This window comes from Mucilaginibacter sp. SJ (assembly GCF_028993635.1).
Taxonomy (GTDB): Bacteria; Bacteroidota; Bacteroidia; order Sphingobacteriales; family Sphingobacteriaceae; genus Mucilaginibacter.
This window is the reverse complement of record NZ_CP118631.1, coordinates 1622669-1642160: the sequence shown is the minus strand read 5'-3', so window position 1 is coordinate 1642160 and position 19492 is coordinate 1622669. Positions and strand designations below refer to the sequence as shown.

Annotated in this window: 12 protein-coding genes; 9 read left to right on the top strand and 3 right to left on the bottom strand. The window is 43.5% G+C overall.

The window, feature by feature from the left end; genetic code table 11:
* Positions 1-81 precede the first annotated feature (81 nt).
* Genes MusilaSJ_RS06495 through MusilaSJ_RS06485 form a run of 3 tightly spaced genes read left to right on the top strand, consistent with a single transcriptional unit; the run spans position 82 to position 4288 of the window.
* Positions 82-1962, top strand: a complete 1881-nt coding sequence (locus MusilaSJ_RS06495; RefSeq protein WP_274989226.1) for an arylsulfatase — start codon at positions 82-84, stop codon at positions 1960-1962.
* Positions 1963-1964: 2 nt separating this feature from the next.
* Positions 1965-2696, top strand: coding sequence for a thioredoxin domain-containing protein (locus MusilaSJ_RS06490; RefSeq protein ID WP_274989225.1), 732 nt, complete (start codon positions 1965-1967; stop codon positions 2694-2696).
* 8 nt (positions 2697-2704) lie between these two features.
* A complete protein-coding gene (locus MusilaSJ_RS06485; RefSeq protein ID WP_274989224.1) occupies positions 2705-4288 on the top strand; it encodes an arylsulfatase in 1584 nt (527 codons plus the stop codon).
* A 24-nt stretch (positions 4289-4312) separates the two neighbouring features.
* Here the strand turns inward: MusilaSJ_RS06485 and topB are convergent, their stop codons facing one another.
* The 3 genes from topB to MusilaSJ_RS06470 form a co-directional block, all read right to left on the bottom strand.
* Positions 4313-6172, bottom strand: coding sequence for a DNA topoisomerase III (topB, locus tag MusilaSJ_RS06480; RefSeq protein ID WP_274989223.1), 1860 nt, complete (start codon positions 6170-6172; stop codon positions 4313-4315).
* Positions 6173-6298: 126 nt separating this feature from the next.
* Complete coding sequence (locus tag MusilaSJ_RS06475) at positions 6299-7384, bottom strand: phosphotransferase enzyme family protein (RefSeq protein WP_274989222.1); 1086 nt, start codon at positions 7382-7384, stop codon at positions 6299-6301.
* A gap of 82 nt (positions 7385-7466) precedes the next feature.
* Positions 7467-8492 carry a LacI family DNA-binding transcriptional regulator gene (locus MusilaSJ_RS06470; protein ID WP_274989221.1) on the bottom strand — a complete coding sequence of 342 codons (1026 nt, stop codon included), beginning with the start codon at positions 8490-8492 and terminating at the stop codon, positions 7467-7469.
* Positions 8493-8907: 415 nt separating this feature from the next.
* Between MusilaSJ_RS06470 and MusilaSJ_RS06465 the strand changes: the two genes are divergently transcribed.
* The 6 genes from MusilaSJ_RS06465 (at position 8908) to MusilaSJ_RS06440 (ending at position 19317) form a co-directional block, all read left to right on the top strand.
* Complete coding sequence (locus MusilaSJ_RS06465) at positions 8908-10221, top strand: DUF3472 domain-containing protein (RefSeq protein WP_274989220.1); 1314 nt, start codon at positions 8908-8910, stop codon at positions 10219-10221.
* Between the two features lie 24 nt (positions 10222-10245).
* Complete coding sequence (locus MusilaSJ_RS06460) at positions 10246-11595, top strand: Gfo/Idh/MocA family protein (RefSeq protein WP_274989219.1); 1350 nt, start codon at positions 10246-10248, stop codon at positions 11593-11595.
* A gap of 581 nt (positions 11596-12176) precedes the next feature.
* Complete coding sequence (locus tag MusilaSJ_RS06455) at positions 12177-15242, top strand: SusC/RagA family TonB-linked outer membrane protein (protein WP_274989218.1); 3066 nt, start codon at positions 12177-12179, stop codon at positions 15240-15242.
* 40 nt (positions 15243-15282) lie between these two features.
* Positions 15283-16803 (top strand): RagB/SusD family nutrient uptake outer membrane protein, encoded by a 1521-nt coding sequence (locus tag MusilaSJ_RS06450; protein ID WP_274989217.1) that lies wholly within the window; start codon positions 15283-15285, stop codon positions 16801-16803.
* A gap of 87 nt (positions 16804-16890) precedes the next feature.
* Positions 16891-18291: an aryl-sulfate sulfotransferase gene (locus tag MusilaSJ_RS06445; protein WP_274989216.1), complete on the top strand. Its 1401-nt coding sequence runs from the start codon at positions 16891-16893 to the stop codon at positions 18289-18291.
* A gap of 9 nt (positions 18292-18300) precedes the next feature.
* Positions 18301-19317: a c-type cytochrome gene (locus tag MusilaSJ_RS06440; protein ID WP_274989215.1), complete on the top strand. Its 1017-nt coding sequence runs from the start codon at positions 18301-18303 to the stop codon at positions 19315-19317.
* Positions 19318-19492: the final 175 nt, after the last annotated feature.

Here is a 19492-nt window from a genome sequence, read left to right as displayed (position 1 = left end):
AAAGCTAATAGCTTGATTGCCAGTGTTAGTTGATTGTTGTTTATGAACTAATTAATAAACTTTATATAAACATTTACAATTATGAAATCCGTTTATCAACTAATTGCCGCCATGTCGGCAATGGCTGTTGCGTTCAGCGTGCCTGCCTTTGCACAACTGCCGCAGGTAAAGGTAATACCGGCCAACATAGCGCCTATTGATCCCGCTAATTATAAAGGCGTGGAAGGCAAGACACTCGCCGAATCAAAGGAATGGTGGAATAAACCACTCAAAGCGCCAAAAGGCGCGCCAAACATCGTTTGGATTTTGCTTGATGACGTTGGCTTTGGCGCGGCAGGCACCTTTGGCGGTTTGATCAATACGCCAAATTTTGATACGCTGGCCAACAACGGCTTACGCTACGTCAACTTCCACACGGCAGGTATTTGTGCGCCAACGCGGTCGTCATTACTAACCGGGCGTAACCACCATTATGTGCACATGGGCAATTTCGCCCACGCTTCTACTGCTGCCGGCTTCCCTGGCTATGATGGCCGCATCCCGCCGGATAAAGGTACCATTGCCGAAGCGCTTCGCTCTAATGGATACAGCACTTTCGCTGTAGGTAAATGGGGAGTAACACCCGATGAGGACACTACAGCCGTTGGCCCATTTGATCGATGGCCTACCGGTAAAGGTTTTGATCATCACTTCGGTTTCCTGGAATCGGCTACCGACCAGTATAATCCGCCGCATTTGGTGGAGGATAATTTCCACATCAAACCTGATGGCCATAACCTGAACGAACAGATCACTGACAAGGCCATAGCTTATATCGACGCTGCTCATAAGGCTGCGCCTGATCAGCCTTTCTTTTTATACTATGCACCGGGAGCTACCCATGCGCCGCACCAGGTGAGCCATGAATGGAGCGACCTGTATAAAGGCAAGTTTGATGAGGGCTGGGATGTTTACCGCCAAAAGGTTTTTGAAAATCAAAAGAAAGCCGGTTACATTCCTGCTTATGCCAAATTACCCGAACGTAACGAGCGCATCCAAGCCTGGAACAGCCTGCCTGCCGATCAGAAGAAGCTGTACGCCCGGTTCATGGAAGTTTATGCAGGCTATTTAACCTACATCGACCACCAGGTTGGCCGCGTGATCAGCTATCTGAAAGCTTCGGGCCAGTTTGATAATACTTTGGTTTTTGTGATGATAGGGGATAACGGAGCGAGTAAGGAAGGAACTGTACATGGCGTTATCAATCCTAAAAACTCGGCAGCAACCACACCCGAGGCTGATTATATTAAAAAGAACGAAAGCGATTACGAAACCATTGGTACGCCAGAGGCTTCAACCAACTATCCTTTAGGCTGGGCACAGGCAGCAAATACACCGTTCAAATACTGGAAATCGGATGCTGACGCTGAGGGAGGCACCCATAACCCGCTGATAGTTTATTATCCAAAACTGATCACAGAAAAAGGCGGCGTCCGTACGCAGTACAGCCATGTATCTGACGTATTCCCGACCACTATTGAGGCGGCCGGTTTAAAACTACCGGAGTATGTTAAAGGTATTAAGCAGGATACGTTGCAAGGTAAGTCATTCTTTAGCTCGTTCAACAATGCGCAGGCGAAAACATTGCACACGCAGCAGTACTATTACATTTTCACTTCCCGCTCCATCTACAAAGATGGCTGGAAGGCCGAGGCTGCACACCGCCCGGATAATGTGGACCTGCTGAACTTCCCGAAAGAGAAAACCATTCCCGAGCGCAATTACGATAAGGATGTTTGGAAGCTTTATAACCTGAATGAGGATTTTAATGAGCGTGTTGACCTCGCCAAAAAATATCCTGAGAAGTTGAAAGAGCTGAAAGATCTGTTTGATGCGGAAGCCAAAAAGAACCACATCTATCCTTTTATTGATCGCGATGATATCAACAACAAAAGGATCCACAAACTCGAAAATAATAATTAATCATGAAAAACCTGAAAATTGCTTTATTGACCCTGCTGGTAATTTTTACCGGTGAAGTAAAAGCCCAATCACCTGCCTTATTATCGCTTGAAGCATTTGCGGCCAAACTAAAACAGGCTAAAGAACCGCAGATCTTAGATGCCCGTTCAGCAGAAGAGTTTGCGCAAAATCATATCAAAGGTGCAGTAAATGTTGATGCAAAAGCGGCAGACTATCAGCAAAAACTGGATGGTTTGGATAAAGGAAAACCAACATTTGTATACTCGATAGCTAATGGCCGTAGCACCGTACTTTCGCGCGAATTGAGGGCTAAAGGATTTAAGGATGTAGAGGAATTACCCGGTGGTTTAGCCAATTGGATAGGTTCGGGTTATCCTATCATTTCTACAACCAAAAAAGGCGTTTCATTATCAAGGGCCCAATTTGATGAGCTGGCGGCTTCATCACAATTAGTGTTGGTTGATTTTGGGTCGAGGTATTGCGGGGCCTGCAAAAAGCTGGTACCTGTATTGGATTCGCTCAAAGCAAATTCGGCTTTTACGCCTAAAGTTATCAGTATTGAAGTTTACGACAACACTAATCTGGCCAAAGAGCTAAAAGTAAATGTATTGCCAACGCTGGTACTGTATAAAAACGGTAAGGAAGTTTGGAAAAAGCAGGGCTTTTCATCAACTGCCCAGATTATCGCAACAACCGAACTGGCCAAAAACGGATTGGCCGCCAATAATAAATAAGCTGTAACATGATCAAATACATTGGCTACCTACTGATAGTTATATTTTGCACAGGGCCTGTATTTGGGCAGGCCCCTAAGCAAAAGCCCAATATCGTCATTATTTTGGCCGACGATATGGGCTTTTCTGATATAGGCTGCTTTGGTTCGGAGATCAGCACACCTAATATTGACAGGCTTGCCCGGGAAGGGCTGAAAATGACCCAGTTTTATAATGCCGGCAGATGTTGCCCATCACGCGCAGCATTGCTTACCGGGTTATATCCGCATCAGGCAGGCGTTGGTGACATGGTGAAATACAAAGGTTCGCCGGCATACCAGGGTTACCTGAATGAGCATAGCGCCACCATTGCCGAGCTGCTTAAAGATGAGGCTGGTTATAACACCATCGTTTCGGGCAAGTGGCATATTGGGTTGCAGCAATCTGCATTAGCCTATAACCGTGGGTTTGATCAGTCATTTACCATGCTGAACAATGGAAGCAGTTATTTTAACTCGGCACCGCTATATAACGATGGTAGCAAGATCACTTTTATGCTGAATGATAAGGAGATCACCCGAAGCGATACTTCAAAATATTTGACACAAGCTATTACTGATTTCGCTGTGAAGTCATTGGAGGAGATCAAAGACCAGCAGAAGCCATTCTTTATGTACGTAGCTTACAATGCCCCACACTGGCCTATTCAGGCGTTGCCGCAGGATATTGCAAAGTTTAAAGGCCAATATCTTAGAGGCTGGGATGTATTACGGAAACAGCGTTATGAAAAACAGCTGGCAACAGGTATCGTCAAACAACAGTGGCAGCTATCAGCAAGGGATAAACGCGCCCCGGCTTGGGATTCACTATCTCCCGAAGAAAAAGATAAATGGGATACCCGCATGGCCATTTACGCTGCTATGGTTTACCGCATGGATGCCTGTATAGGCGAGATCATGGCCAGGCTGAAGCAATTTGGAAAAGATAAAAATACCATTGTACTTTTCGCATCAGATAATGGCGGTAGCGCCGACGAGGTTAAAAGTTTGCCTACGGTAATACAAAAGAACGGAACTCCCGGCTCTGTAAATTCAATTGACAGTTACGAAATACCCTGGGCCAACGTTAGTAATACACCTTTTAAGTTGTTTAAACGCAATACTCACGAGGGGGGCATAGCCACGCCGCTTATTGCCTGGTACCCCGGCCATATTAAAGCCGGAAGCAGCAACAATAGCCTGGGTCATTTGATTGACCTGATGCCCACCTGTCTTGACCTTGCAGGTATATCGTATCCGGCTCAATTTAAAAGCAGGCAGTTAGCACCATTGGCAGGTATCAGTTTAATTGATGCCTTTAAAGGAAAACTTTATGCAGGTAATAACACATTATTCTGGGAGCATGAAGGCAGCCGCGCCATAAGAAAAGGCCGCTGGAAATTAGTTGCCGAAATTGGTGAGCCATGGGAGTTATATGATCTGGAGGCAGATCGTTCTGAAATAAATAATCTCGCTGCTAAATACCCAGATAAAGTAAAAGGTCTTGAAGCGGAATATCTGGCATGGGCAAAAAAGGTTGGTGTTGTTGATTGGAATATTATTAAAGGGTTATGAAAAGGTATGGCTTAACGGCTTCCTTTAGGCTGTAGCTTTACTCCCTGCTGCTTCCACAGCCGGGATTTTTAATGATTTACCCTGCGCCAATAATTCGGAAGTAATAGCACGGGTATAAGTTTTGATCTCGTTCTGGAATTCAGTAACAGACGCTCCCGAGCGGATCTCTTCGAGGCGTTTCTCCCAGGTACCTGTGAGTTCGGCCTGGGCTATTTGCTGATTTTTTACTACTTCATAAACAGCGATGCCTGTAGTAGTAGGCACCAGGTTTTTCTTTTCCCTGATGATATAATTGCGTTTAAGTAACGTCTCAATGATAGCTGCCCGTGTAGCAGGGGTACCGAGGCCGCTATCTTTCATAGCGTAACGGAGCTCTTCATCATCAATCTCTTTGCCCGCTGTTTCCAAAGCTTTAAGTAAGGTGGCTTCGTTATATAGTGGCCGGGGTTTGGTTTGCTTTTCGAGCAGCGCTTTTGCTGTTATAGGAAGATTTTCACCTTGTGTTACTTTGGGTAGCGTAGCGTTCTCTTCGTCTTTTTTATCGTCTTCCTTATCATTGAACACAGCACGCCACCCAGCGGTGTGGATAACCGTTCCGCTGGCGTTAAATTTAGCGCCTGATTGTACAACAATTTTGGTGACTTCCTTAATACAATCCTGGTGAAATGCTTCGAGCATCCTACCGGCTACCATATCATAAACCGCCTGCTGATCGGGCGAAAGTTGATGTGGGTTTTCGCCGGTTGTAAGTACGGCGTGATGATCCGTTACTTTTTTAGCATTTACACTTCGTTTGTTGAGCGTAGCGCTGCTTAATGCAATGGCTTGTTTGCCAAAAAGTGGGTGCTGTTCCAGTTTCCCAATCAGGGCGGGTACACCTGCAAAAACATCATCGCCTATATAGCGGCTGCCGGTACGGGGGTAAGTAACCAGTTTATTTTCGTAAAGGTTTTGGAGGATGGTAAGGGTTTGATCTGCAGTAAAGCCTTTGCGTTTGTTGGCTTCCTGCTGAAGGCTGCTCAGGTCGTGCAATAAGGGAGGTGGTTCTTTACGGGGTTTGGCTTCTACCTGTAAAATGTGGCCACCCTGCGGGAAGCCGCCTTCAACATCCTGCACCTGGTCGACTACCGCTTGTGCTTCTTCTTTTGTTTTATAATTTTCGGCTGATATCGCTTTAAATACCTGTCCGTCTTTATCGGGATGAATACTTACCTGGTAAAAGGTTTCGGGTATAAAGTTTTTGTTTTCCAGGTACCGCGAACAGATCATGGCAAGAGTAGGGGTTTGCACCCGGCCCAATGAAAGTACCGCGCCACGAATACCCGACGAAAGGCTCAGGGCCTGTGTGGCATTCATACCTACTAACCAATCCGATTGTGAGCGGCAATGGGCCGAATTGAACAGTGTATCATAATCGCTGCCGGGTTTCAGGTTGCGGAAACCTTCTTTGATAGCCTCATCTGTTTGGGACGAGATCCAGAGCCTTTTAAAAGGCTTTTTGCATTTTAAGTAATAGTAAATATAACGAAAGATGAGTTCTCCCTCGCGCCCGGCATCCGTTGCTACAATGATCTCAGTGGCTTCATCAAATAGCTTTTGAATGGTATCCAGTTGTTTTTTTACTGATGGATCATCTACCAAACCATCCTTGGTTTTAACCTTGCGAATGGAAAGCTTAAACTTTTGAGGCAGCATAGGCAGGTGCTGAACGCTCCAGCCGTAATAACCATATTCCTGCGGGGCGGCAAGTTGTAACAGGTGACCGAAAGCCCAGGTAAAGGTGAAACCCTTGCCTTCAATATAACCGTCTTTCTTTGTAGTCGCCCCAAAAACTTTGGCAATTTCCCTGGCTACAGATGGTTTTTCGGCTATAATAACTTTCATAATGCTGTTCCCAATGCTCCGGCTTGTGCCGGTGCCTGCTAATACGGGCGTCGAAAGTATGAATTTAGTGAGGGCTGTGCAAGGTTTGTTGGTAACATTGTGTCGCCCGACAGGTTGAATGACCTGTTAGATATCGCTGGCAATGGTCAGTAATTCTTTATCTACTTCTGTAATGATCTCGTTAAATACAGGTTCTGCATTGATATAACCTTCAAGCAATTTAAACTGGTTTTTAGCCCTGATTAAATTATGCCCTTCATACTGTGCGCCGTAGTAAATGTCGTTATTTAAAAAGTCGGTTAAAAAACGAAGGCCTTGCATATAGATCATCAGTTTGCCCGAAAAAATGAAATACTGTTTTTCGGCTTCAGTAAGGATGCTGCCCATTTCGCTTATGTAGCCTTTATATATCGCCCTGAAAAAATCTGTCCTTATCATAACTTTGTCCAGGTCCTTTTCTTCCTCGTTGGCGGGTGATAAATAGGTACGCATCATGTCGCCAACATCGCTTAAATAATAGCCGGGCATTACTGTATCAAGGTCAACAATACATAACGCGTTTTGCTCTTTGTCAAACAGTACGTTATTTATTTTGGTATCGTGGTGGATTACCCGGAGGGGGATTTCGTTATTGGTTGTAAATAGGTTGTAGGTATGCAATATGTTGATATGGTCATGAGCTGCTTTTACTTCTTTAGCAGCCTGTTCCAGTTTTTGAGGTTCGGCTGTTTTGAAGGCCTGTTCAAATTGTGCAAACCGTAATTTCAGGTTGTGAAAATCCGGAAGCGTGTATTCGAGTTTGCTGATGTCAAAATGATTTAACAAACGGGTAAACCGGCCAAACTGCACCGCCGCGCTATAGGCTTCCTTTGTGTCCTGCAAAAAGTTTACTGTATGTGATCCTTCAATAAATGGGAAAAGCCGGTAAAACTTGCCGTCGGCAGCTTGAGTGACCGATTTTCCTGTTTGATTCTTTATTGGAGCTACAAATAAATAACCGGGATTGTGTTTACCAAGATATTCTTTGATTAGTGCAAGGTTGCTGTCGATATGATCGGGCCTTTTAAAAACGGCAACGTTAATTTGCTGAAGAATATAGGAATGGTTAGCACCACTTATTTTATAAGTATAGTTTATTAAACCCGAACCAAAAGGCCGGATATGGTATTCAGAAACGTTTAATCCAAAATTTATTAGGATATCATCAAACATATTATAGACGTTAACTCATCAAACATAGCTAATTTGATAAACGATAGCCATGCGCAAACGTTTGAGTGTTTTTTGTTTAGGCTTATTTTTTGTTTTCAACCAGTTGCGATTCAATGATCACTTTGTAAAAGGCACTTGGCTCATTGCCGCCGGTACCCTGGTGATGCAGCAGGTCCATTAAAATATCAGTTGCTTTTTGCCCCTGTAAATATGGGAATTGTTCAACCGAAGCGGCGGGAATATTCTCCATATAATTGATTAGTGGTAAATTGGCATAGCTTACAAATTCAAGATCCTTATTGATCCTGATGTTTAATTTGCTGGCATGTTTAATGGCAAAAAGTGCTACATAATCATTAAAGGTTACTATGGCGGTTGGCTTGCGTTTGCTGGCCAGCAGTTCATCTAATGCTTTTTTTGTGCCTTCTTCGGTCAAATCGCACGAAACTATAAGCGAAGGGTCATACTTAAGCCTGTTTTTGGTCATCGCTTTAATATAGCCCTCTTTACGCTCGCCGGTAGCAACCATGGTTTGCGGCCCGTTGATCATGCCTATTGCCCGGTGACCTTTTTTTAGCAAATAACTAACTGCCTCAATGGTGCCGATTTCCATATTGCAGGCTACATAATGGATGTTGGGTATGGCCGGGATCCTGTCGAAATAAACTACCGGGATATTGTATTTTTTTAAGTTTTCAAAATGCTGGTACGAGGAGGTATTTTTCCCTACCGATACAAGCAGGCCATCAACCCGGTGGTTTTTCATTTTTTCAACCAGTTGTTTTTCCTTTTGCTCGTCATCATGTGATTGTGCCAGCAATACCGTATAATTCTTTTTATAGGCGGTATCTTCAATAGCGCTTATGGCCGAGGAAAAAAAAGCCTCCGAAAGTTCGGGCAAAATAACCCCGATGGTGAGCGTTTTGCCCTTTTGCAAAAAAATAGCGGTTTGGTTAGGCTCATAGTTTAACTCGCCGGCCAGCTTTTTAACTTTTGCCCTTGTGGTTAGTCCTATGCTCGGGTGATCATGCAAGGCCCTTGAAACTGTGGAAACCGAGATGCCTAATATTTGCGCTATCTCTTTTATAGTAGTTGGCTTTGTTTGCATTAATTACGGGCTAATGTCGTTTTTATAGTTAAAGTTAAGCGATTATTATGAAATAGCTTGTATTAACTGCATTGCAAACGTTTGCATGACTAATCATCAGTTTGCATCAATTGGGCGGTTAGTATAGTGGAGATTTGAACATCAGCCATGCTATATAGTGCCCTTTAATTTTATTTAGAGGGCCTCGCTTATCTGCAATAAAGAAATAATCGTTTAGCAGGCATATTTACCTCCGATTTTAGAAGCCGAAGTCATCAACCCATAATGTTTGATAAATATCTGTTTTTCAATTAATGCCAGTTAAGGGATAATTATGTCCATTTTTCAAACGTTTGCGTTGAAATTGAAGCATTTATTTTTTCCTAAAGCCACTAATGCGAGTACATTTATGAAACGATACTTGTATTATAACCCAATGATGAAGAAAACCGTTATACTTTGTCTTTCGATATTGTTTATTGCTATAGGAAATAGAGCTGCCATTGCGCAGACTGTACACATTGATGCTTCAAAACTTCGTCACGTTATCCCGTTTGGAGGTAATGCCTGGGTAAACGCGCCGGATACCATAACCGATGAAGGGTTGATTGGCCTGAGAAGCACAAAATCAACCGGTAATATTTATTTCAGGGTTAGTGTTGCGCAGGACCTTGAGCTTGCGCTGGTGGTACGGGTGCCGCAGGGAAACAGTACGCTGCAGTTATCGGCAGGGAAAAATGCTGTCGTCAAAAAAATAAGCAATACCAGGTTTGATACTGTCAGTTTTGGGAAGGTTCACATCAGTCGGCCGGGTTATGTAAAGATCAGTTTAAAAGGCATTACTAAAACCGGGACTGTTTATGCAGATGTATCTGACCTTATAGTTACTTTGCAAAAGCCGAATAATGATATTTCATATGTTGCAAAAGGCAGTTCATATCATTTTGGCAGAAGGGGGCCTTCTGTGCATTTACGCTACCCTGTCCCAACCGACAAAGAGAATAAAGTAAAATGGTTTTATAATGAGATCATAGTACCGAAAGGACAGGATGTGATCGGCTCCTATTTTATGGCCGATGGTTTTGGCGAGGGATACTTTGGGATGCAGGTAAATTCCGCAACCGAACGCCGCGTGTTATTTTCGGTATGGAGCCCTTTTAATACCGAAGACCCAAAAAGCATCCCGGATAGCATGCGTATTAAACTGGTAAAAAGCGGCAGTAATGTACACATCGGCGAATTTGGTAACGAGGGATCCGGCGGACAAAGCTATATGCGCTTCCCGTGGAAAGCCGGGCAAGCTTACGCCTTTTTGCTTAGCGCCGAGCCGGATAACGCCAGGCATACAACTACTTATACTGCATACTTTAAAGATGTAGCTGCAGATAAATGGTTTCTGATAGCCAGCTTCAACCGCCCGCAAAAGGCTACTTACTTAACGCATTTGTATTCATTTGTTGAGAATTTTGAACCCGAAAATGGCGATAAGCTACGTAGGGCTTATTTCACTAACCAATGGATAGGTGACAGTGAAAATAACTGGCTGGAGCTTACGCATGCTATATACACGGGCGATGCTACGGCTAATGCCAATTACCGTAAGGACTATGCAGGCGGAAAAGAAGGTGATAAGTTCTTCCTTCAAAATGGTGGGTTCTTTAATAATTATATACCGCTTAAAACTCCTTACGATCGTAATGCAACAAAGCAAAAACCTTTAATTGAATTTGAAAAACTACCTAATAAATAAGCCCCAAAAACCTCAATATTATATATGGAAAGAAGACAATTTTTGAAAACCAGCGCAATTGCAGCAGCAGGTTTTAGCATTTTACCATCAGGAAGTCTATTTGCATCGGCACCTGCAAAAGTCCGTTTAGGTTACATAGGCGTAGGTGCCCGCGGCATGAGCCATATTGCCGAAGGTTTGCTGCGCGATGATGTGGAGATCGTTGCCATTTGCGATACGCAGGAAAGCTCACTGAAAATTTGCCGCGAATACATCGCCAAAAAAGGCCATGCACCCGTAAAGGAATACACCGGCGGACTGGATGCCTACAAAAAATTGCTTGATCATAAAGATATCGATGCGGTAATTATTGCTACCCCATGGCAGTTTCACCACCCACAGGCTATTGACGCTATGAAAGCCGGAAAGTATGTTGGTTGTGAAGTAATTGCGGGTCTTACGGTTGAAGATCACTGGGATATCGTTAACACTTCAGAGAAAACAGGTATCCCATACATGACACTTGAAAACGTTTGCTATCGTCGTGATGTGATGGCTGCCTTGAATATGGTGCGCCAGGACCTGTTCGGCGAAATCGTTCATTTGGAAGGCGGATATCAGCATAATTTAAGAGGTGTATTGTTCAATAACGGTAAGCAATATTATGGCGGCGGTGTTGAGTTTGGCCCTAAAGCTCTGAGCGAAGCCCAATGGCGCACGCAGTTCAATATCGATGTGGACGGTGATATTTACCCAACCCATGGTGTAGGCCCATGTATGCATTATGCTAATATCAATGCAGGTAACCGTTTTATCAACCTGGTATCATTTAGTACTAAGGCCCGAGGTTTGGCGGCTTATGTAGAGGAGTTATCACCTGGTCACCCGAATGCTAAGATCCACTACAAAAACGGTGACGTAACCACTACCATGATCAACTGTGCCAATGGCGAAACCGTGATGCTGAGCCACGATACGCACCTGCCGCGTCCTTATTCATTAGGCTTCCGTGTGCAGGGTACTAAGGGTTTGTGGATGGATGTAAATAAGAGTGTATACATCGACCATAAATCAAAAGAAGATGATTCATGGGACCCTGCAAAGGAATGGTTTGATAAATATGACCATCCGCTTTGGAAAAAATACGAAAAGTTTGCCGAAGGCGCCGGTCACGGTGGTATGGACTGGTTTGTGTTTAATGCTTTCGTGGAGTCGGTTAAGCAAAAACGCCAGACACCTATAGATGTTTATGATTCTGTTACTATGAGTGTAATTACACCGTTATCAACAAAATCATTAAAAGAGGGTAACGCGAGTGTGGAATTCCCTGATTTTACTAAGGGTAAATGGAAAGAGCGTAAAAATACCTTCGCGCTTGACGATAGCGGTTTTTAAGTGTTTTTTTTGCATGTTTTGCGTTTAGCCCGGCCAAAAGCCGGGCTTTACTTTTTTAAAACAATCGTAGCTGCCTTTGGCTCCAGCACAGCGGTAGCTTTTTAGTGTAACCCCTGTTTTTTGTATTTATTTGATTGTGAGGTGTTTATAAGTTTATAATTGAATTTATGTTAACCCTGTTAACCCTCCTGGCGGCCTAAGCCAACGGCTATGAGCAACAGCCGAGTGGTGACCGATATTGCAGTGGATTAGTTTTGTAAATGTTAGTCCAACCAACTCATAATCAAATTCTTCAAGCTTAATCCTCCAAATACGCAGAATCCATAAAATTGACGCCCAAATCGTCTCGTTTATCGCTTACCCAAAGCTGGAAAGTTGTCAAAAACTAATTTTTTTCACCGCAAAATACTTTGAGTCAAACGTTTGCGTAAACCGGTTTTTGCCCAAAACAAACGTTTGCGCTGTGTTTGAAGGGGCAATTTTTTGCTTTAAAAATCCGCTATCTCTAATTTCCGATATTTAAAAACAAGGCTAACCACCGCAAAAAACTAACAATTAATTAATACTAACACCCACCACGTATGATTAAAATTTACTCAAACCCCGATCAGGGCTTCAGCAAACACGTTTATTTAAGGAGGCAGATCAACGGCCTTTTTAAATTGATGTGCTGTTGCCTGCTACTATTATTGCCGATACTTGCCAATGCACAAACAACAATCAACGGTAGCGTAAAAGATAAAGACGGCCCGGTAATTGGCGCTACCGTTACCCAAAAAGGTGTCAAAAATACCACTACAACCGATGTTACCGGTAAGTTCAAAATTACACTAAAGGGCAGTTCGACAGTATTGGTTGTTTCTTACGTAGGGTATAAACCTCAGGAAGTATCTGTGGGTAGCTCAACCGATATCACCATCACTTTGCAGGAAGACCTGAATAAACTGAACGAAGTAGTTGTTGTAGGTTACGGTACTGTAAAAAAAGGTGACCTTACCGGTTCAATCAGTTCTATAAAAAGCGATAACCTTACACTTGGCGGTACTACAACCAATATCGGTCAGGCCATTCAGGGCAAAGCAGCAGGTGTGCAGGTTCAGCAGGCCAGTTTTGCGCCGGGTTCCGGAATCAATATCACTGTGAGAGGTGGTAACTCTATTAATACCTCAACATCCCCACTATATGTTGTTGATGGCTTCATCAGCGATAATGGCAACCAGGTTAACCCTAATGATGTGGAGGATATCCAGGTGCTTAAGGACGCTTCGGCAACGGCTATTTATGGAGCGAGAGGCGGTAACGGGGTTGTGTTGATCACCACAAAAAAAGGTAAGAATGGCAAAGTTTCTTTGGATGCGGATATATCAGGCGGTACACAATATCTAAGGTATAAGCCAGACCTGTTAACCGGCCAGCAATATACCGATATCCAAAACGCTACAGCACTGGAAGATGGCAAACCTCAGCCATATCCTTCAAGTTTCAAGGTAGCCAATACCAACTGGTTAAAACTGGCAACCCGGAATGCTACTGTTCAAAATCAAAGTATCAGCTTAAGCGCCGGCGATCAGGGTTCCAAAATATATGTTGCGGGTAATCATATTAAACAGGTTGGTGTGTTGCAGCATACCGGTTTTGAAAGATATACTGCAAGGATAGGTGCTGAGAAAACAATGAATGAAAACCTAAAGATCAGCGCTAATTTTTATGGTGCCAGCTCAAGTTCGACATTGCAATCGTACTCTGGAGACATAACTGCGCCATTATTTAGTTTATTGACAGCACCACCTAACGTTAATCCATATAATGCCGATGGTACTTACAATTATTATGTTACCCAGGGTACAAAAACCAATGCGCTGGCCGGCCTTTTGGAACCAACAAACAACAGTGGCAATAAATTGGTCAATGCCAATATCGGGTTAGATTATAAGATTATCAATGGTTTAACCTATCACCTTACAGCCGGTACCGAATACACTCAAACTACAGCAGGCCAGTACCTGCCTACTACTACCATCGCAGGTGCTAAGCAGGGCGGTGTTGCCAGTGAGCAAACATCATCAGCTTTCAGATGGATAGTTGAAAATTACTTTACCTATAAGTTCAACATCGCTAAGGATCATGACTTCACTGTTTTATTAGGTACATCAAATCAAAAAGATGTTACCGAAGGACTAAGTGCCGGTGCTAAAGGCTTCTCAACCGATGCATTTTTATACTACAACCTTGGTGCCGGATCATTGGTAAATGGTTATGGCAGCAGTAAGGCAGAGGCCATGTTAACCTCGTATTTTACAAGGTTTAATTATGCATATAAGGATAAATTATTAGCCTCGTTCTCTTATCGTGACGACCGTTCGTCAAACTTCGGTTCAAACAAGCGTTCGGGTTTTTTCCCCGCGGGCGCAGTAGCTTATAAACTTACCGATGATGATTTTATAAAAGATCTGAATACCTTCTCAAACTTAAAAGCACGTGTTAGTTACGGTGTTACTGGTAATGACCGTATCCCTGCGAGCTTATATCTTTCAACATTTGGACCTTATGGTGTAGTACTGAATGAAACCGGTAATCTTCAAACAGGGATAGAACCAAAAACACTGGCTAACCCTAATCTAAAATGGGAAAGCACCAGGCAGTTTGATGTTGGTTTGGATATGGGTTTCGCCAATGGCCGTATTAATGCAAGTATCGACTATTACAGTAAAAAAACAACCGACCTGTTAATTCAGATCCCTATAGGTCAGCAATGGGGGTTCAGTAATCAATATGTAAACGGTGGCGCAATCCAAAACCGTGGTATCGAGCTTTCTGTAAATACCAACAATGTGCGTGGTAAAGATCTGTCGTGGAACAGTACGGTTACTTTTGCTTACAATAAGCAAAAGGCACTGGATTTAGGTCCGGGAGTAACCGTGATCAGTACTAATACTGCAAACCCAAGCGGTACTGTGTCCGGACAGGAATTTACAAGGGTTGTGCCTGGCATTGAATTAGGGGAGCTATATGGCTATGTTTACGAAGGGGTAGTGAAAACCGGCGAAAAATATACTCCGCAACCAAATTCTAAGGCAGGAGACCCTAAATATAAAGACGTTAATGGTGATGGTGTAATCACCCCGGCCGACCGTACTTATCTGGGCAACTCTAACCCGCATTATATGGCTGGTTTTGGTAACGATTTTCATTATAAAGGCATCGATCTGGGTATATTTTTTCAGGGAGCATTTGATTACTACCTGTATAACATGAACGCCATGGTATTAGAGTCAACCACGGGTGCTGCTGCATTGAACAGGTTTGTTGTCGGTAAAAACGAAAATACGTCAATCCCGCGCGAAGGTTATTACCTGAGTACTTACGGTAGCTACGTAAACTCACGTTTTGTTGAAAATGCTTCTTATGTCCGTTTAAAGTCGCTTACGCTGGCTTATAATTTCCCTGCATCGTTGTTTCAGCATCTGAAAATTTTACAGGGAATAAGGGTTTATGCAGAAGCACAAAACTTATGGACAATTACCGGCTATAAAGGTACCGACCCGGAAGTTAACGTGCATTCTGGTGCTACCGGTGGCGGCTTAGACTTTAACTCGTTCCCGGCATTCAGAACCATAACATTCGGCATTAAGGCATCTATCCATTAATGAAATTATCCTTTTAAAGGATCAACAAAATTTAAATCAAATGAAAAAATATAATATTCTACTCTTAGCAGCGGCGGTAGTTACACAGTTTTCGTGTAATAAAACCAATCTCGAGCCTAAAATATACAGCAGCTTAACAAGTCAAAACGCATTTTTAACCAAATCGGATGCTATTGCAGCGGTCAACTCTGTTTATGCGCGGCTTAAAGGTCCGGCGGTTGGTGACAATTTTGATTATTGGACGGTAAGGCACTTCGCCCTTACCGATTTAACCACGGATGTAGGCCACTGTAGCTACGCCGGCGACCCGGGGCAGTTATCATTAGTGCAATGGAACTCGGCCAATGGTTTGATAGCTGAAGATTACAGGCAGATCTATAAGTTGGTGGCCAACGCCAATAACGCTATCTATAATATTTCGGCAATGAAAAGTATTACAGATGCCCAGAAAAATCAGTTTTTAGCCGAGATGAAATTTTTACGTGCTATAGCTTACTCTGACCTTACTGATGCCTGGGGACCAGTGATCTTGACCACCGAAAAAGATATAGCCAACCCGGATTATAAAGCTCAAACTGCGCCAAGCTCTGTTGCAGATGTTGACGCGTTAATGATCAGCGATCTGCAAAACGCCATCAATGTTTTGCCTAAAGATTACACCAAAAGTGATATCTACACAACTAACGATGTTGGCCGGGCCACCAAAGGTGCGGCGATGTTCCTGCTGGCTAAGGTTTATCTGCGTGAGCACCAATGGCAAAAAGCTGCTGATTTAACTAAACAGGTAATGGACCTGGGTATTTACCAGTTATATCCAACCTACGAAGGTTTATTTAAAGAATCAAACACATGGTGTGCTGAAAATATCTTCTCGGTATTGAGCGATGCTAACGTTAATGGCACCGAATTATTGAACCACTTCGGTCCGCTAAGCCATCCGGTATTAACCGACAGGTGGCAGTACTACGCTGTAACCTGGGATTTTTACAACAGCTACGGCGATGAAGATGATCGTAAAAAAATGTTCTTTACCCAATACCAGGGTGTTGACGGTTTAACGCACAAACAAGCCCCTTCGCAGGGCGCTACCGCTCCGGATGGAGTATTGTATATGCCGGATGTTGCAACCATGAAGTATGCCGATCCAAATGGGGCCAACACTTACTATGATGGCCATAGTGTGGATGTTTTACGCTATGCTGATGTGTTATTAAGTCGCGCCGAAGCTTTAAACGAATTGAATGGTCCAACCGCAGAGGCTGTTTCATTAGTAAACCAGGTTAAAGGCCGCTCACATGCCAAATTATTGGTGCAGGCTAATTTGACCCAGGCAACTTTCCGCGATGCATTGTTACAGGAACGCGGCTGGGAGCTATATTATGAAGGCAAAAGAAGGGCCGACCTGAAGCGCTTTGGCAAATATGATGTGATCGTGAACGCTTACTTAAAACGTGTTGGCCAAACCAATACCGTACAGTTGCCGCGCGACGAGTATTTCCCATATCCGCTTAACCAGGTTAATATCAACCCTAAGCTGAATAATGCGGGCAGGCAACAATAAGCATAAAATTCAAATATTAGTAAAGAGTATACAGCCTTCAATGGGTTGTATATTCTTTACTGTTTAACCGGTATTACAAAATTAGTGATGAAGGATTGGTTTAAAGTTTTAGCGAAGGGGCTGTTGATTTCGATCATCTGTGGTTGCTCTGGTGGTAATCTGATAAAAGAAATTCACATAGGCCTGTATAATAATAACGAGCTAAAAATTAAGCTTGATGTTATGACCAGCAAGCCTGTTGATCTGTACGCCGAATACTGGATAGAAGGCAAGCAGCCGGTTAAATACCGGTCGACTACTACCAGTAACGGCACATCATATAAGCTTGTACTTTGCAATATTTTGCCTGATACGACCTACTCATATCATATCGTAACTATAGATGGTGGCGATACGGTGGTAAGCAAACCCCATACTTTTAAATCGCACGAGTTGCCATTGTTTTTACAGGAACAGTTCAACGCAAAAATTGCCGCGAAAGCTACCTTGCCTGCGCAGTTTAATGATGGATTGATGCTTATCAACAAGCGTTACGCACCTGGTGTGGCGTTTTTGGTTGATGCCAAAGGGCAAATCAGGTGGTACCATATGATTGACAGGCTGGGTTTTAAAGTGATCAATTTCACAAAGGATAAAACCCTGCTTTCTATTTTAGGCCGAAATGACGAACCTACCAGTTACGGCAGCGAGATACTGGAGGTCAATATGCTTGGCGATACGCTACTACACCTCACCAAAGGGCAAGGCGATTTCAAGCAAACCATTCATCACGAAATCCTGAAGAATGATAAAGGGCAACTGGTTACCATTTTTGTCGATAAGAGAATCATCGATCTTGCATCAGTCGGTGGCGCTAAACAGGATACAGTTAACGGCGATGGTATTATGGTGATGGACAAAACTGGCAAACAGCTGTATAAATGGAGTGTGTTTGATGTAATGGACCCATTGAAAGATCCAAAAATCCTGAAAACCAAAAAAGACTGGATGCATGCCAATAGTTTGAGTTACGATACCGACGGCAATTACTTGATGTCATTTTACAACAACGGACAAATCTGGAAGATTGATGCCCATAATGGTAAAGTGATTTACAAATTTGGCAAGGGTGGTACCGTTGCTATGCCTGCCAACTGCAACTTTACCCAGACCCACGCAGCTCATATCAATAAACAGGGCAACCTGATGTTTTTTGATAACGGGGTCGAGAAACACCAGTCGGGTGTGTATGTTATGAAGATTGATGAGAAAAATCGAACCTCAACTATTGCCATGCACATCAAACTACCTAAAGAAATTTTTAACGGCCGTATGGGCAGCGCCTACATGATCAATGATACCACAACACTGGTATGCTGCTCCAAAAGGCACATTGTAGTATTGGCAAATAATAAAGGCGTATTACAGTGGACGATGGAAACATCGGTACCAACTTACCGCGCCGGTTTTATAAAATACGAACAGCTTGATCCATTTTTAAAACCATAATAATTAAAAATGAAAAAGAAATATCAATATATAGCTTTGCTGATGTTGTTAGTCGCTTTGGCGAGCGTTGCCCAGTTAGTGTCATGTACCGGGAGCAAAGCCGAAGAGGCAAATAAAGCTGATTCAGCGGCTGTGAATAACATGGTTTCCGTAGATACAACCAAAATGCCGGGTGGCAAATATGGCGCGGCCGTGCGGTACGGAAGGGAGTTGATGTTGCATACCGCATACTATATTGGCCCCGAAGGTGTGAACGGACAATATACCGGCAATAAAATGAATTGTACCAACTGTCATCGAGATGCCGGTACAAGGCCATATGCTTTTAACCTTGTAAGATCGTTTCGTGATTATCCGCAGTACAGGGCAAGAGAGGGAAGGATTTTGTCTTTGGCCGAGCGCATCAACAATTGTGTAATGCGCCCTAATTTGGGCAAACCTTTACCTTTGGATGGAAAGGAGATGATCTCGATCATGGCTTACCTGAAATTTCTGAGTGATTCGTCAAACATATCTAAAACTGCCAAAGGGTTAAAGAATATGGAAGTCGAACTGCCGGATGTTGCGGCATCATCAGACAGGGGCGAAGTGCTATACGCGCAAAACTGCGAGCGCTGCCATGCCAAAAACGGCGAAGGCAAAATGCGTTTTGATAATGTAACTTACGAATATCCGCCGGTTTGGGGATTATTGGCTTATCGTCCCGGTTCAAGCATGCACCGTGTGGTTAAATTGGCGCAGTGGCTAAAAGGCAACATGCCTTACGATAAAACTGCAGAAGGTAAACCTTTCCTGACCGATGCCCAGGCGCTTGATATCGCCGCATTTGTTAATGATGATAAAAAGCATAAACGCCCGTTGCCTAAAACCACAAAGGAGGTTGATTATCCGCATTACGAAGAAAAAGCGATTGATTATGATAAAGGGCCCTTTAAAGATCCTTTCTCTGAGCAACAGCATAAATATGGGCCATATAAACCTATTATTGATTATTGGGAAGGCCAGGGGATAACACCGGCTATTTAATAAAAAACGCTGTCGCTCGGCTCCAGCCGGGTGACCTCTATCTCCAGGCCTCTGGCCTGCTTAACACTGCGGCCGGAGGCCGTAAAATAGTTGCCACCCGGTTGGAGCCGAGCGGTGGCGGGAAAGGAATTATAATTCCTAAAACAACTTTTTAAAAAGACTGACTAAATTTATT